Annotated in this window: 15 protein-coding genes; 13 read left to right on the top strand and 2 right to left on the bottom strand. The window is 50.3% G+C overall.

The genetic code is table 11. The features are described from left to right. Positions 1-10: 10 nt before the first annotated feature. From B2067_RS07550 to B2067_RS07595, 11 genes are all read left to right on the top strand, one after another. Positions 11-1,120, top strand: a complete 1,110-nt coding sequence (locus B2067_RS07550) for a mechanosensitive ion channel family protein (protein WP_297530897.1) — start codon at positions 11-13, stop codon at positions 1,118-1,120. Positions 1,121-1,241: 121 nt separating this feature from the next. Continuing rightward, positions 1,242-1,799, top strand: a complete 558-nt coding sequence (ahpC, locus tag B2067_RS07555; RefSeq protein WP_068435382.1) for an alkyl hydroperoxide reductase subunit C — start codon at positions 1,242-1,244, stop codon at positions 1,797-1,799. 474 nt (positions 1,800-2,273) lie between these two features. Further along, complete coding sequence (locus B2067_RS07560; protein WP_301387983.1) at positions 2,274-2,534, top strand: type II toxin-antitoxin system ParD family antitoxin; 261 nt, start codon at positions 2,274-2,276, stop codon at positions 2,532-2,534. A 40-nt stretch (positions 2,535-2,574) separates the two neighbouring features. Next, positions 2,575-2,862, top strand: a complete 288-nt coding sequence (locus B2067_RS07565; protein ID WP_301387985.1) for a type II toxin-antitoxin system RelE/ParE family toxin — start codon at positions 2,575-2,577, stop codon at positions 2,860-2,862. A gap of 209 nt (positions 2,863-3,071) precedes the next feature. Then, positions 3,072-4,625, top strand: a complete 1,554-nt coding sequence (gene ahpF, locus B2067_RS07570; protein ID WP_076515687.1) for an alkyl hydroperoxide reductase subunit F — start codon at positions 3,072-3,074, stop codon at positions 4,623-4,625. Between the two features lie 221 nt (positions 4,626-4,846). After that, positions 4,847-5,356, top strand: a complete 510-nt coding sequence (locus B2067_RS07575) for a porin family protein (RefSeq protein ID WP_068434630.1) — start codon at positions 4,847-4,849, stop codon at positions 5,354-5,356. A 15-nt stretch (positions 5,357-5,371) separates the two neighbouring features. After that, a complete protein-coding gene (locus tag B2067_RS16080; RefSeq protein ID WP_368043852.1) occupies positions 5,372-5,629 on the top strand; it encodes a cysteine-rich CWC family protein in 258 nt (85 codons plus the stop codon). A gap of 203 nt (positions 5,630-5,832) precedes the next feature. Continuing rightward, positions 5,833-6,828 carry an L-histidine N(alpha)-methyltransferase gene (locus tag B2067_RS07580; RefSeq protein ID WP_301387987.1) on the top strand — a complete coding sequence of 332 codons (996 nt, stop codon included), beginning with the start codon at positions 5,833-5,835 and terminating at the stop codon, positions 6,826-6,828. Further along, the gene (gene egtB / locus B2067_RS07585; RefSeq protein WP_301387989.1) at positions 6,828-7,997 is read left to right on the top strand and encodes an ergothioneine biosynthesis protein EgtB; all 1,170 of its coding nucleotides are present in this window, start codon (positions 6,828-6,830) and stop codon (positions 7,995-7,997) included. The genes B2067_RS07580 and egtB overlap by 1 nt, the downstream gene beginning before the upstream one ends. 80 nt (positions 7,998-8,077) lie before the next feature. Continuing rightward, positions 8,078-8,647: an elongation factor P-like protein YeiP gene (gene yeiP, locus B2067_RS07590; protein WP_068434639.1), complete on the top strand. Its 570-nt coding sequence runs from the start codon at positions 8,078-8,080 to the stop codon at positions 8,645-8,647. A gap of 66 nt (positions 8,648-8,713) precedes the next feature. After that, positions 8,714-9,250: an AhpC/TSA family protein gene (locus tag B2067_RS07595; RefSeq protein WP_301387991.1), complete on the top strand. Its 537-nt coding sequence runs from the start codon at positions 8,714-8,716 to the stop codon at positions 9,248-9,250. Here B2067_RS07595 and B2067_RS07600 read toward each other — a convergent pair. Further along, on the bottom strand, positions 9,226-10,194 hold the full coding sequence (locus tag B2067_RS07600) for a LysR family transcriptional regulator (RefSeq protein WP_068444063.1): 969 nt from the start codon (positions 10,192-10,194) through the stop codon (positions 9,226-9,228). The two genes, B2067_RS07595 and B2067_RS07600, sit on opposite strands and share 25 nt — an antisense overlap. 175 nt (positions 10,195-10,369) lie before the next feature. Here B2067_RS07600 and B2067_RS07605 point away from each other — a divergent pair, with 175 nt between their 5' ends. Then, entirely contained in the window at positions 10,370-11,029 is a 660-nt protein-coding gene (locus tag B2067_RS07605; protein WP_301387992.1) for a carbonic anhydrase, read from the top strand. Between the two features lie 369 nt (positions 11,030-11,398). After that, a complete protein-coding gene (locus tag B2067_RS07610; RefSeq protein WP_076515672.1) occupies positions 11,399-12,265 on the top strand; it encodes a hypothetical protein in 867 nt (288 codons plus the stop codon). A gap of 65 nt (positions 12,266-12,330) precedes the next feature. Here B2067_RS07610 and B2067_RS07615 read toward each other — a convergent pair. Then, positions 12,331-12,933: leucyl aminopeptidase family protein (locus B2067_RS07615; RefSeq protein WP_414716531.1), on the bottom strand; the 603-nt coding region annotated here is incomplete at its 5' end.

A 12,933-nucleotide genomic window follows, 5' to 3' on the forward strand; every position in this document is an offset into this window, starting at 1 on the left:
ATACAAAGTAATGGAAATATACATGAGCTGGTGGAACGAACTGGCGGGTCAGGACTACGAATGGTTCTGGAATGTCGGTATCGCTCTGACTCTGACACTGATAGCAGGCCTTTTCTGGCGCATGTTGCGCAAACGTCTGGTACAGCTTGTCGCAAGCACGGAGAACCACTGGGACGACGTGGTCATCAATGCGATTGCAGTGCCAGTTAACTGGATGATTGTCGCGGTTGGCCTGACCTGGGCCGGAGACATCACCGCCGCGTATTACGATAAAGAAGTGCAGGGCAGCATCTCGGTGGTGCGCCAGTTATCGCTGATTATTCTTGCCGCCTGGGCCATGTGGCGCTTAATTAACCGCGTCGAAGAAAAACAACTCGAAGGTGGCATGGACCCGACGACGGTTCAGCTGGTCGGCAAACTGGCTAAGCTCGCCGTGACCATACTCATCATACTGCCGGTTTTTCAGTTGTTGGGGATTTCAATCTCGGGGATTCTTGCCTTCGGTGGTATGGGCGGCCTGATTGTTGGTCTGGCGGCGAAAGATCTGCTGGCGAACTTCTTCGGTTCGCTGATTATCTATCTCGATAAGCCATTCAAGGTAGGTGACTGGATACGTTCACCGGATCGTTCAATTGAAGGTACGGTCGAAAGCATCGGCTTTCGCGTGACCCGCATACGTACATTCGATAAGCGTCCGCTGTATGTCCCTAACTCTGTGTTCACCAGTATCTCAGTAGAGAACCCGTCACGGATGCTGAATCGTCGCATCTATGAAACCATTGGTGTGCGCTATCAGGATGCGCAAGTCGTACGGGGCATCATGGAAAAAGTACGCGACATGCTGCGCCAGCATGGTGAGATCGATCAGGATCAGACCATGATTGTAAATTTTAATGCGTTTGGTGCGTCGAGCCTTGATTTCTTTATTTACACCTTCACTAAGACTACTGACTGGGTGCATTACCATGAGGTGAAGCAAGACGTACTGCTCAAAATAATGGATATCATCCATGAGAGTGGTGCTGACTGTGCCTTTCCGACAAGGACATTGCACCTCGAAAGCATGCCTGCGGAACTCTCACGCAGAGAGACTGCCGCACAGGGTGTCACACAAGGGTAATCCTGTGTTGGTAGCTTGATAGGCTATTGCTATCAGATGGTTTGAAAAGATCAATTTAACGTATAAGCTCCATGCTTCTAGTATGGAACTCGTTCAAACATAAACCTAATGGAGAAACACCATGATCGATACAGAAATTAAGCCATTTAGCGCAACGGCATTCAAAGATGGCGAATTCGTTGACGTAACTGACGCTGACGTAAAAGGTAAGTGGGCTATCTTCTTCTTCTACCCAGCTGACTTCACTTTCGTTTGCCCAACTGAACTGGGTGATGTGGCTGACAAATACGAAGAATTGCAGAAGCTGGGCGTAGAGGTGTTCTCTGTTTCTACCGATACTCACTTCGTACACAAAGCATGGCACGATGCTTCTGAAACCATCGGTAAGATCAAGTACTACATGCTGGGCGACCAGAACGGCACTATCACCAACAACTTCGGTGTAATGCGTCCAGGCCAGGGTCTGGCAGACCGTGCTACTTTCCTGATCGATCCAGACGGTGTAATCCAGGCAATGGAAATCACTGCTGAAGGTATCGGCCGTGACGCTGACGATCTGATGCGTAAAGTGAAAGCAGCTCAGTACGTTCGCAACAACCCAGGTCAGGTTTGCCCTGCTAAGTGGAAAGAAGGCGACGAGACTCTGGCTCCTTCACTGGATCTGGTTGGCAAGATCTAATTCTGGCCTCGCTGAGACGCGATCTGCGGTGTTATTTTTTCGCTCGTCCCTGCGCCTACCAATCTGGTATGTCTTGGGTACTCGCTCAAAAATGCCTTGCAGCTCATCGCCTCAGCTGTGCCAGATGATCTGAGTTAGCGCCTTGTCGCTAACGCTCAGATGTGTGATGAAAACCCTGGCTTCTGCTGGGGTTTTTCTTTTTGGGTACTCGCTCAAGGATGCCTTGCAGCTCATCGCCTCAGCTTCTGAGCTAACTGCGTTGTCTGTGCGGCGTTAAAAGTTGGTCTCGGAATGCTCATTTAGGTGAACTAAACTCCGCTTCCTCAACCGACTTTTGCCTAGCGCAGCCTGCCTCGCTGACGCTCAGATGTGCGATAAAAACCCCGGCTTCGGCTGGGGTTTTTTGTTTGTGTTTTTGACATTGATGAAGTGAAATACCAATATATACCTATATTTGGTATTGGAGGTACGGGCATGCCGAAGAATACAAGTGTCACCTTAGGTGATCATTTCGATAATTTTGTGGCTGAGCAAGTACAGAGCGGACGTTATGGCTCGGCCAGTGAGGTCATTCGAGCGGGTTTGCGCAAGCTTGAGGATGATGAGCAGGGGTTGGCGATGCTTCGCAGTGAGATTGCAAAAGGTCTGAACTCGTTAGAAGGTGGTGGCAGTAAACCGCTGGATATGAATTCGGTGAAGGCTCGAGGAAGAGCAATGTTGAACAAAGATAGCTAGCAATCTAATTGCAGTTAAGCCAAACGATAGGGAATGTCCGATGCTTAATACTGAAGTTTCTTCTGAAGCAGAGAATGATCTGCTCTCGATCTGGTTGTACATCGCCGCCGATCAGCCGATCAACGCAGATCGTTTCTTGGACAAGTTGCTGGTTGCCATAGAGCGTTTGGCTGAGTTTCCATTACTGGGTGTGGAACGTGAAGAGTTGGCTAATGGAGTTCGTAGTTTTTATGTTGACCGCTACGTTATCTATTACGTGGTTTCGGACGCATCATTGAGTATTGTCAGAGTACTCTCTGCTGATATGGACTCCCAACAGTACTTCTGAGCCAACCAGTACATCTGCGCTTATCTATAGATAGGACTTCATAGTAAGAAGCCAAAGCCCTTATTAGTCAGTCACTATCACCCTCTTAGAAAAGATTGATTTATCTTATCAACACTGAGGCGCTACTATAATCCTGTACTTTGAATTAAGGCGCTTCCGGCACCATATAAGTAGCAGCCAGAAGCCGAATCAACATAAAGGAAACCATCATGCTTGATGCAAACATGAAACAACAGCTGGGCGCATACCTTGATAACCTGCGTAACCCGATTTCACTGCTGGTCGCTGTGGATGGTTCGCCTAAGTCGAATGAACTGGAAGAGCTGGCGCGTGAGATCGCAGAGCTGAACGATAAGATTTCTGTCAGCACGACTGAAGACAAAATTAATGGTCGTGCACCGGTGATGGCGATTGCGAAAGAAGACAACGCTCCGCGTGTATTCTTCGCGGGTATTCCGCTGGGCCACGAGTTTACCTCTCTGGTCCTGGCACTGCTGCAGGCAGGTAGCCACCCATCGAAGGAAGACCAGGCATTACAGGATCAGGCGAAGGCACTGACTAAAGAACTGAACTTTGAAGTGTACGTGTCGCTTTCGTGCCACAACTGCCCGGATGTCGTTCAGTCGATTAACCTGATGGCGGCTCTGAATCCGAACATCACCGCAACCATGATTGATGGCGGTGTATTCCAGGAAGAAGTGACCAGTAAAGACATCATGGCGGTGCCTGCGCTGTACCTGAATGGTGAGCCACTGGCGAACGGTAAGCAGACTCTGGCAGATATCATTAACTTGGTTGATGACGATGCCGACGAGAAAGCCGCCGCCGCACTGAAAGACAAAGACCCCTTCGACGTTCTCGTTGTCGGTGGTGGGCCTGCAGGCGCGTCTGCAGCGATTTATGCGGCTCGTAAGGGTATCCGTACCGGTGTCGTTGCAGATCGCTTTGGCGGGCAGGTCGCAGACACTGTGGGGATTGAGAACTTTATCTCTGTTCCTTACACCGAAGGTCCGAAGCTGGTGGCGCACCTCGAAGAGCACGTCAAAGAATATGACGTTGATGTGATGAAGGCCCAGAAAGCCGTTGGTGTTCGTAAAACAGACAGCGGCCTGACCGAAGTTGAGCTGTCGAATGGCGCTGTGCTCAGTGGCAAGTCAGTGATTCTGGCTACAGGCGCTCGCTGGAGAGAGATGAACGTTCCGGGTGAGCAGGAATACCGTAATAAAGGTGTGGCGTACTGCCCACACTGTGACGGTCCTCTGTTCAAAGGCAAAAAAGTGGCTGTGATTGGTGGTGGTAATTCAGGTATTGAAGCTGCAATCGATCTCGCAGGTATCGTTGAGCATGTAACTGTACTTGAGTTTTCAGACACACTGCGTGCGGATGCCGTACTGGTGAAGAAAGCAGAATCTCTGCCGAATGTTGAAATCATCAAACAGGCAATGACCACAGAAGTACTGGGCGATGGTCAGCGTGTTACCGGTCTGCAGTATAAAGACCGCGAAACAGACGAAACTCATATCGTCGAGCTCGCTGGTATCTTCGTACAGATCGGTCTGGTGCCAAACACTGAGTTCCTTAAGGACACAGTGACACTGACTGAACGCGGCGAAGTGGTGATTGATGACCACGGGCAAACCAGTATTCCGGGCATATTTGCCGCGGGTGACTGTACGAATGTACCGTACAAGCAGATCATCATCTCGATGGGGGCCGGTGCAACGGCCGCGCTTGGCGCATTCGATCACCTGATTCGTAACTGATTTTAATTAAAGCACCCTGGCCACCGTAAAGTGGCCTTCCTCTGAAAAAGAGGGAAAAAGCCGCAAGACATGAAGTCTTAGCGGCTTTTTTTATGCGTGCTGATTCAAGCTAAATGATTCAAGCCAAATATAGTTCCTTAAAATTCAAAAAATATAATTCGAACTATTTTCGATATGAGCTCTCCGATTACGTACTCGTTTTTTATTACGGAGATGTTTTTATGAAAATGGTCATGAACACACTGACAAAGAAAATGGCAATTCTTGGTATCGCTGGCGCCTGTGCCGCTCCGGTAATGGCGGATCGTGCAATGTATGCCGGTGGTGGTCTGGGAATGGCAGAGCTGGGAGACGACAATGACGTCACCATGCCATACGGTCGTTTTGGCATGTACATCAATGAGAACTTTTCCGGTGAAGTTCGTGCTGGTTTTGGCCTTGATGACGATGGCGTGGAGCTGGACAGCCTGCTGGGCGGTTATGTCCGTGGTGGTATTGCCTTATCTGACGTATTTTTTCCATACGCTATCGTCGGTCTGACCCGTGCGGATTACAGCTATGACAATGGCGCCTTCAGTGATTCTGACGATGAAATGGGCCTTTCTATGGGTATTGGCGCAGACTTCAACATCAATGAGCGATTAGAAATTAACGCAGAATATATGAACTACATCGACGACGATGATGTAGAACTGGATGCTCTTGGTGTTGGTCTGGCCGTGAACTTCTGAGGTATGCTCTGGGGTATGACTGAATCGCATACCTCTCATAATTCGCATGCCTCTTCACCTCGGCCTGAGCACAGCTGCCCGCTGTGCGGCGCTGACAACCACTGTCAGCCCGCCGCTGCGGGCTCTTTCGATACTCTATGCTGGTGTATGACTGAGACAATCAGTCAGCACGCTCTCGACCGGATCCCCGCTTCAAGCCGGAATAAAGCCTGTCTTTGTCCCTCCTGTGCCACTGATGGCAATCAAACCCAGCAAAAGTCCAGACATACGTAAAACTGTCATAGTTCACTGGTATCCCTGACCTCTGGTCGAATAGCTGGTTTGGCGTATCAGGTTCGGCCAAGTAGCTGCATTGTTCAGACCCTTGGCATAGGGTGACATTAGCAGTACTGACGAAATGGCCTTCGGGTTCTATAGAATAATGACAGTGGCAGCTGAGTTCTGTAGCGATGCCACTCTGAATAGGCAGGGATACTATGTCTGGTACACACTCAGTTCTGGCGCACGTGCAGGAAGCAGATAACGCGCCGGTCAACACAACTTTTCTTAACGATGTTCTGCGTGGGCTTAGCCAGCCTCAGAAGTCACTGTCATCCAAATACTTCTACGATGAAGCCGGAGATCACTTATTCCAACGTATTATGCGTTGTGACGATTACTACCTGACGCGCTGCGAGATGGAAGTGTTTCGCGAAAAAGCGAACGAGCTGGTGTCCGAGCTGAATATCGACGGAGCCGGATTTGACCTTGTAGAACTTGGGGCCGGTGACGGAATAAGAACACGTCATTTGCTGCGGTACCTGTCAGAAGCGAATGCTGACTTCCGATACTTACCGGTCGATATCTCTGGTCACATTCTCGATGTGTTGTGCGCGGGTATTCAGCAGAATATTTCAGGTATCGATATTCATCCGTTCGAAGGCGATTACTTCGCTGCATTTGGGGAAATTGATCGGTTTTCTCAACGTCGCAAAGTTGTGCTGTTTCTCGGCTCGAACATCGGAAACATGCCCGTCGAAGACTGCCACACATTCTGCCTGCGTCTTGGTGAGCACATGCACCCGGGTGATTTATTAATTACAGGTTTTGATCTGAAAAAAGATCCCCGCACGATATTAAAAGCATACGACGACAGCGACGGGCTGACACGGGAATTCAATCTTAACTTACTTCGCCGTATTAACGGTGAACTAGGAGCCGATTTCCGGTTAGAAAACTTTGAGCACTATCAGACCTACAACCCTGTCAGTGGCGCATGTCAGAGCTATCTGATCAGTCAGACAAACCAGGCGGTGAGCATCGCCGGGCGCTCAATATCATTCGAGAAGCACGAGCCTGTGTTTATGGAGGTCTCGCGCAAATTCAGTCTGACAGAGGTTGATGATCTGGCGGTGACAACCGGATTTTCACCAGTAAAACATTGTCTGGATAGTAAGGGCTGGTTCGTTAACGCCGTCTGGATGAAGAACTGATGTCAGACCTGTTGAATCAATATCGCCTGGTCCGGGCTGCCTCTGAGTCGATATGTCGGAATCTCGCTTCTGAGGACTATGTCGTTCAGCCTGTTGTTGATGTGAGCCCGCCGAAATGGCATCTCGCTCATACCACTTGGTTCTTTGAAACCTTTATTCTTTCACCACACTCTTCCGGCTATCAGGTATTTCATCCGGCGTGGGGATATCTGTTTAACAGTTATTACGAAACAGTAGGCGAGCGCGTACCGAGAGCAGACCGGGGAAACCTGAGCCGTCCAACGGTCGATGAAGTCTACGCCTACCGGAGTTACGTTGATGATGCCATGGCTCAGTTTCTGGAACGTAATGATCTCTCTCCTGATCTCGAAGCATTGGTGGGACTGGGCCTGAATCACGAGCAACAGCATCAAGAACTGCTGATTACGGATATAAAATACATCCTTGGCCATAACCCCTTATCCCCACCTCTGGAAGTACCTGAACTGCGATCGACTCAGGCTGTCGCCTCCGAGTTAACAGAGCAATGGGCTGCCGTGGGAGGTGGTGTTTATTCGGTGGGTGTCCCGGCCAGTCATAAAGGGTTTTCGTTTGATAACGAACATGGAGCACACAAGCAGTACATCGAAGATTTTGAAATACGTCGCTCTTTAGTTACCAACCGAGAGTACCTGGCTTTTATAGAAGACGGTGGGTATCAACGGTTTGATTTATGGCATTCCGACGGATGGTGTTGGGTGCAGGAAACAAATGCAGAAGCGCCTCTGTACTGGCAGAAGCCTGAACAGGAATGGATGGTTTATGACTTCAATGGATTGCGTCCTGTTCAACCTGATCTGCCAGTGGCGCATGTGAACTTTTATGAGGCATCAGCGTTCGCAGCATGGAAAGGCTGCCGCTTACCAACCGAGTCTGAATGGGAAGTCGCTTCTCATAAGATTCAGTGGGGTGAGCGTTGGGAGTGGACTAACAGTGCCTACTTACCTTACCCAGGGTTTAGTACAGCCAGCGGCGCTGTTGGCGAGTATAACGGCAAGTTTATGGTGAACCAGATGGTGCTGCGCGGTGGTTCAGTCGCGACACCAGAAGGACATAGCAGGAAAACCTACCGTAACTTCTTCCAGCCTTGGCTCAAATGGCAATATATGGGAATCCGTCTGGTGCGTTGAGCTGTGTTTGTCGCGCTTGCTTCTTTACCGGCTTGGTGTAATCTCACGCTTCGAAATTCGTTAACTAAGAGCTAGTTTTCATGCCTAAGGCCAGTGAAATTAAAAAGAATGCTGCGGTTGAGTACAACGGCAGCGTGTACTTCGTAAAAGACATCGAGCGTTCTGTGCCACAGGGCCGCGCCGGTGGTTCTATCTACCGTATGCGTATGTACGATGTGGTGACTGGCGCTAAGCTGGATGAATCCTTCAAAGACAGCGATATGCTGAACCTGGCGGATCTGGTTCGTCGCCCCGTGACTCTGTCGTACATTGATGGTGACGAGTACAACTTCATGGATTCTGAAGACTTCACCATGTACCCGCTGAACAAAGAGACCATCGCTGAAGAGTCGATGTTTATCAATGAAGAGACTCAAGGGCTGCAGGTGGTTGTTCTTAACGAGTCTGCGGTCGGTGTTGATCTGCCAACAATCGTTGAGCTGGTGATCGTTGAAACCGCGCCAGCAATGAAAGGTGCGTCGGCGACATCCCGTACTAAACCTGCGACATTGAGCACAGGTTTGGTCGTGCAGGTGCCTGAGCATATTGCAGAGGGCGACCGTATTAAGGTGAATACCGATGAAAGCAAGTTCACAGGTCGTGCTAACTGATCTGAGATCCTTTCATATTAAGCCCGGATTATCCGGGCTTTTTTGTATCTGAGACGTGGACATACTTTGGCTTCAATATTTCTTAAAAAGCCGCCGATGCAGGCGGTGCGTGATGACTTGCGTCTCGGTGACTTCTTAGACCTTCCACCTGAAATACGGTTTCCCGGACGATCCTTACTTGTTTTTGTGCGGCATACCGGATGCCCTTTTGCTGAGCGGGATATCAAACGCGTGAGTGGCTGGGCGGCAGAGAATTCTGAGGTTCATGTGGTTGTCGTTACGCATGGTGATGAAGCATTGCGGGACGCCTGGTTGGCAGACATTGGCGGCGCCGAGGGGCTGACCTTCTATCATGATCCAGAGCGTCACCTTTATGGTCAGGCAGGTCTGGGCTTCTGCGCTGCGTCTCATTTCATGGGCTTGCCCTCGCTATTGGGAGTCATGCGCTTATGGCAAGAGGGCATCAGAAACCGGAGCGCATCAGGAACCCGCTGGCAGCGGGCGGGCGTCTTACTACTGGAGGATGGCCAGCTGGTCTGGAGGCATATTCCTGAATCTGCCGAAGGCTTCCGTTTGCCTCAGAAATCCTCGTGTGGAAAGTAGTGGCTCTGTTTATCAAACTGTCGGCTGAATTCTCCGGCGTTTTGCTGAATATACTCAACAAATGCCCGCGCTGCTGGCGTCAGACTTTTGTTTGCGGGGTGTACTAGGCACCAGCTACGGCGCAGTGGAAAGTGCTCAATGGGAAGAATCTGCAGGGTACCTAGCTGAAGTTCGGGCAAAATACTCAACTTCGGTAAGACAGCGACGCCAAGACCGGCAATGACTGCATGTTTAATCGCATCGTTTGAGCCCAGAATCATAGCCTCAGGTATCTTCAGTCGGGTTTCATGGCAATGAACCTCGAGTGCGAGCCGGCTACCTGAGCCCGCTTCCCGCATCAGTAACCGGCTGTTGAGAAACTCTTCGGCGCTGACGGTTGGTTGGCTGAGCAATGGGTGCTCTGCCGGTGCGACTGCTACCAGTTCGTTATCGAGGAAGGGGATTGAGATCAGCCCTTTGCCATCTGGCACCATCCCCATAATGACAAGGTCGTCGACGTTGTCACTCAAGCGCTCGATGGCTGTTGCCCTGTTAACCACCCGTACGCTGATCCGCACGTCAGGGTTTTTATCGAGAAAGGGGCGCATGAGGTATGGCACAACGTATTGCGCAGTATTTACTGCGGTAATGCGCAATTCGCCGGCGACCCGGCCTTCCAGAGCTGCAAGCTCTGTTTGCAGATCGAGGATCTCTGCGAAGATGCCTTTCACTGCATCGTACATACGCTCGCCAGCCGCTGTGGTGTAAAGCTTGCGGCCTATGTATTCGAACAGCGATGTGCCCAACGCTTGCTCAAGCTGTCGTACCTGACTGCTCACCGCCGGCTGGGTCAGACCGAGCAGGTCGCCTGCCTGGCTGTAACTGCGCAGTTCATAGACGGCTTTGTATACCTGGAGCTGGCGGAATGTCAGGCGACTGGCAAGTTTCTGGATGGTGAGCGGCATCAGGTTTCTCTATAAGATTCAGCTTATGGATGGTATTAAATATATCAGTTTTGATTTTGTTGTACGGACTTATAATGTTGCTCTGGCGACAGATGCAGCAGAGCAGCTTGTTTGGGCTATGTTGTGATGTGGCTAAATCATTTAGGCTACGCAACCCTGAAGAAGAGGAATGACAGTGAAAGACGTTATCAATGGTGTGCTCAACTTCCGTAAGAATGTTTATCCAGAGCGGAAAGACCTGTTTGGTACCCTCGCAGGTGGGCAAAGCCCCGAGTTCCTCTTCATCACTTGTTCTGACTCGCGTATTGATCCTAATCTGCTGACAGGGTCCGATCCGGGTGACCTGTTTATCTGCCGTAATGCCGGTAACATCATTCCTCCACACTCTAACGAAACGGGCGGTATGACGGCCTCTATCGAGTATGCAGTTGCTGTGTTGGGTGTGCGCCATATTATTGTGTGTGGCCATACAGACTGTGGTGCGGTGAAAGGTGCTCTGGACATGGATGGCCTGAATGGCCTACCTCACGTTAAAGAGTGGTTGGGGCATTGTCGCTCGGCGATGGAAATTGTGCGCGAGCGAAACGGCATTGAAAGTGGCGCCTGTCTTGGCCATGAGCACTTGAATGAAGCCATTGAAGAGAACGTTCTTCAGCAGGTTCAGCATCTGCGTACACATCCCGTTGTCGCTGCCAAACTTGCCACAGGTAAGGTAGAGATTCACGGTTGGGTGTACAATATCGAAACCGGTGGCATCCGCTGCTCAGCAGAGGCCGGTCATTCCTTCGAAAATTTCGAGTCTCGATACCAGAAAGAGATTGCTGAAATTAAGTGACTAAAGTCACTACATTATGTAACAAAACGGGCTATTGTTTCTGTGGCTCGTTTTACCCATTGGCTATGGCCTGAAAAGGCGTAAACTCCTCAGTCAGTTAATAGACAAATTTTAGTTTACTTAACAGTTGTTTATTTTCTTGTCATCACAGTGATGACGTCAGATGGTGGGGCACTGCCCCGATAATAAAAATAATAAGAACATAATTCACACTACGTCTGCGCGCCATTGATGGCGATTCCCGTGGTGGTGTTTCTGACTCTCTTGTTATTTTTTGTCGCATTGGGACACCTCCCTTTTGCCACCTTTCTGACACTGCTTGAACAATAAAATAAATGAGCCCTATGAAAAGGGACAGGAGTTCTCACTATGTCAGCGAACAAAGCAGCGCAGAAGAAACTGCCTCCGATCAAAATGCGCTTCAAAAAGCGTGAAGACATTACTCTCGACGAGTGTCTGGGAATGTACGAACTGTTTAAGGTGTACTACCAGAACACGCCGTTTGAACAGTTCCTGGAAGACTTCTCGAATAAAACCGGTGCTCACATTGCTAAGCGCAAAACCGACGGCAAGGTCGTGGGTTTCTCGACGGGTGTTGCCCGCACCATTGAAGTCGACGGCAAGCCAGTCCGAATTCTCTTCAGCGGTGATACTGTGATGGCAAAAGAATACTGGGGGCATTCTGCATTCCCTCAGTCATTTTTCCGCTGGTTGCTTTCAGAGCGTCTCCGTCATCCGACTCTGCCGATGTACTGGTTCCTGATTTCTATGGGCTACCGTACCTACCTGATTCTGGCAAACAACTTCTACAAGTATTACCCGAACATTGACGGTGATGATCCGCACCTGAAGAATGTTGCTTTTACTGCTGCGGATAACATCTTCCCGGGCGCACTCAATCGTGAAACGGGCCTTCTGGACTTCGGTGAGGACGCCTGTACACTGTCAGACTTCGTAACACCGATCACTGACAAAGAGCGTGCTGTGCCTAAGATCGCTTTCTTTGAAAGCCGTAACCCAAGCTGGCATAAAGGCGATGAAATGGCCTGTGTTGGTTCTCTGGACTGGGGTTCGTTTGGTCGGGTTATTCTGGATGCGCGTCGCACCCTCTTTAAGAAGGGAACACGCAAGACCCAGAAACAGGCAAGTTCGGCTGTGGTTAACCACAAACCTGAGAACATTGAGGTGACCGTAGACGATATTTACAACAAAGAATCTGACAGTAAGACTGCCTGATAACGTTGTGAACTCCTGAAAAAGCCCGGCTGTTTTGCAGTCGGGCTTTTTTATTTCTCATTTACTTAGTTCGGATAGCGCTGACGCAGATACTCGAACATGGCTCTCATGCCCATAGCTTCACCACCGACAGGTTTCCCACGGAGTGCTCGGCGATTCCAGGCCATAACGTCGAAATGCACCCATGGAGTTTCTTCGACGAATGCTTCCAGATACAGCGCGGCTGTGATTGCTCCCCCGAATGGGCCGGGAACGGAGTTGACCATATCGGCAACTTCGCTGTGCAGGGCTTCTTTGTACATGCGGAACAGGGGCAGGTTCCAGACAGGGTCCGATATCTTTTCACCCGCTTGCATAAGGTCACCAGCCAGCTGCTTCTGATTCGTGAAGAAGCCGGGCAGGTCCGTGCCAAGTGCAACACGGCATGCGCCCGTTAACGTTGCGAAGTCGATCATCAGGTCAGGCTTTTCGCTGGCACCTTCAAACAATGCGTCACACAGCACCAGGCGGCCTTCCGCGTCAGTGTTGTCGATCTCGACGGTCAAACCTTTGCGAGTCGGAATAACATCGCCGGGTCTGAAAGCATTGCCACTGACTGCGTTCTCAGCGGCGGGGATAAGCAGACGCAGGCGCACTGGTAGCTTATTGGCCATGATCAGGTAGGCCAG

Origin of the sequence: Thalassolituus sp. UBA2590 (assembly GCF_002339775.1) — a bacterium.
Classification (GTDB): domain Bacteria; phylum Pseudomonadota; class Gammaproteobacteria; order Pseudomonadales; family Oceanobacteraceae; genus Thalassolituus.

What these genes read in the sequence shown, in the direction of transcription:
- B2067_RS16080 (WP_368043852.1), top strand. Translation starts at nt 5,372, where the DNA reads ATGACTGAATCGCATACCTCTCATAATTCGCATGCCTCTTCACCTCGG.
- B2067_RS07600 (WP_068444063.1), bottom strand. Translation starts at nt 10,194, where the DNA reads ATGCCGCTCACCATCCAGAAACTTGCCAGTCGCCTGACATTCCGCCAG.
- B2067_RS07550 (WP_297530897.1), top strand. Translation starts at nt 11, where the DNA reads ATGGAAATATACATGAGCTGGTGGAACGAACTGGCGGGTCAGGACTAC.
- egtB (WP_301387989.1), top strand. Translation starts at nt 6,828, where the DNA reads ATGTCAGACCTGTTGAATCAATATCGCCTGGTCCGGGCTGCCTCTGAG.
- yeiP (WP_068434639.1), top strand. Translation starts at nt 8,078, where the DNA reads ATGCCTAAGGCCAGTGAAATTAAAAAGAATGCTGCGGTTGAGTACAAC.
- B2067_RS07610 (WP_076515672.1), top strand. Translation starts at nt 11,399, where the DNA reads ATGTCAGCGAACAAAGCAGCGCAGAAGAAACTGCCTCCGATCAAAATG.
- B2067_RS07580 (WP_301387987.1), top strand. Translation starts at nt 5,833, where the DNA reads ATGTCTGGTACACACTCAGTTCTGGCGCACGTGCAGGAAGCAGATAAC.
- B2067_RS07565 (WP_301387985.1), top strand. Translation starts at nt 2,575, where the DNA reads ATGCTTAATACTGAAGTTTCTTCTGAAGCAGAGAATGATCTGCTCTCG.
- B2067_RS07575 (WP_068434630.1), top strand. Translation starts at nt 4,847, where the DNA reads ATGAAAATGGTCATGAACACACTGACAAAGAAAATGGCAATTCTTGGT.
- ahpF (WP_076515687.1), top strand. Translation starts at nt 3,072, where the DNA reads ATGCTTGATGCAAACATGAAACAACAGCTGGGCGCATACCTTGATAAC.
- B2067_RS07560 (WP_301387983.1), top strand. Translation starts at nt 2,274, where the DNA reads ATGCCGAAGAATACAAGTGTCACCTTAGGTGATCATTTCGATAATTTT.
- ahpC (WP_068435382.1), top strand. Translation starts at nt 1,242, where the DNA reads ATGATCGATACAGAAATTAAGCCATTTAGCGCAACGGCATTCAAAGAT.